Annotated in this window: 2 protein-coding genes; both read right to left on the bottom strand. The window is 75.9% G+C overall.

Features of this window, described 5'->3' with window-relative positions; genetic code table 11:
* Positions 1-375 (bottom strand): DNA-formamidopyrimidine glycosylase family protein (locus DZF91_RS23845; protein ID WP_328589204.1); only part of this gene is annotated, 375 nt, incomplete at its 3' end.
* Between the two features lie 85 nt (positions 376-460).
* Positions 461-1,333 carry a fatty acid desaturase family protein gene (locus DZF91_RS23850; protein WP_235834505.1) on the bottom strand — a complete coding sequence of 291 codons (873 nt, stop codon included), beginning with the start codon at positions 1,331-1,333 and terminating at the stop codon, positions 461-463.
* Positions 1,334-1,477: the final 144 nt, after the last annotated feature.

Raw genomic sequence — 1,477 nt, forward strand, 5'->3', positions numbered from 1 at the left:
GTCGGGGCCGAGGCGGTCGCGCAGCCGGGCCACGGCGCCGGGGTCGAGGATCTCGCAGGCGTTGGGGCCGCGCAGGTCGGCGTACCCGCCGTCGGCGGTCAGGCGGAGCCGGACGGCGCCCCACGGCGCGGGCGGCGGCCCGCCCGCGATGGTGTACTTGCCGTAGATCCCCAGGTGGACGTGGACGGTGAGCTCGCCGCCGAAACCCAGCAGCAGGTGCTTGCCGTAGGCGTCGGCGCGTTCCAGCGTCCGGCCGGTGATGAGCCGGGCGCCGTCGGCGAACCGTCCCTGGGGGCTTGCGGCGGTGACGGCGCGACCGCCGAACACCCGCTGGTGCTCGGCGGCCAGGCGGTGGATGGTGTGTCCTTCAGGCATGTCCCCGCAAGGATAGGGCGCGGGCCGACCCCGAAGCGGCCCCACCCGGTCCGGTAGCGCCGCCCGGCGGTGCGGGTGGCGGGGGTCAGTCGCGCAGGGGCGCGCCGACCTCGTTCATGTGGGCCAGCGCCTGGCGGTAGGAGGCGTACGCGCCGGTCTCGGCGTAGGGCAGTCCGACGCGGGCGCAGTGCTCGCGGACCAGCGGCTGCAGGCGCCGCAGGTGGGGGCGGGCGACGCTGGGGAACAGGTGGTGCTCGATCTGGTAGTTCAGGCCGCCGAGCAGGTAGTCGGCGACGGGCCCGCCGCGCACGTTGCGGGAGGTGAGGACCTGCCGCCGCAGGTGGTCCCAGCGGTCGTCCGGCCCGGGCATGGCCATCCCCTTGTGGTTGTGCGCGAACGCCGACCCCAGGTGCAGCCCGAACAGGCCCTGGTGGACGGCCAGGAACAGCACCGCCTTGCCGGGCGTCAGCAGCGTGAACGCCAGCCCCAGATAGGCGGCCAGGTGCCCGGCCAGCAGCAGCCCCTCGGTGAGCTGCTCGCGGCGCGCCCTCCCCCGCAGGTACAGGACGCTGTTGACCTGCAGGTTCACGCCCTCCAGGAGCAGCAGCGGGAAGAACAGCCACGCCTGGTGCGCGATCACCCACGCGCCGGGGCCGCGGCGGCGCGCGGCCTGCTCGCGCGTCCACGCCAGCACGCCCTCGCCGACGTCGGGGTCCTTGCCGACGTGGTTGGGGTTGGCGTGGTGCCGGTTGTGCTTGTCGTTCCACCAGCCGTAGCCGAGCCCGAGCCCGAGGTTCCCCAGCACGAGCCCCAGCAGGCGGTTGACGCGCGGGGACGCCGCGATCTGCCGGTGCCCGGCGTCGTGCCCGAGGAACGCGCGCCGGGTGGACACCAGCGCGAGCGGCACCGCCAGCAGCACCGCCCACCAGGACGCCCCCACCACGCGACCGCCGCCCACAGCGCGGCCGTCGCGGCCAGGTTCAGCGTCACCGCCCGCGCGTAGTAGCCGCGGCGCCGCTCCAGCAGGCCCGCCTCGCGGACGCGCCGCGCCAGCGGACCGAAGTCGCTGGCGATCCGGCCCGTCCCGCGCGGGTCGCGCTCC

This window comes from Actinomadura logoneensis (assembly GCF_003428695.1).
GTDB classification, from domain to species: domain Bacteria; phylum Actinomycetota; class Actinomycetes; order Streptosporangiales; family Streptosporangiaceae; genus Spirillospora; species Spirillospora logoneensis.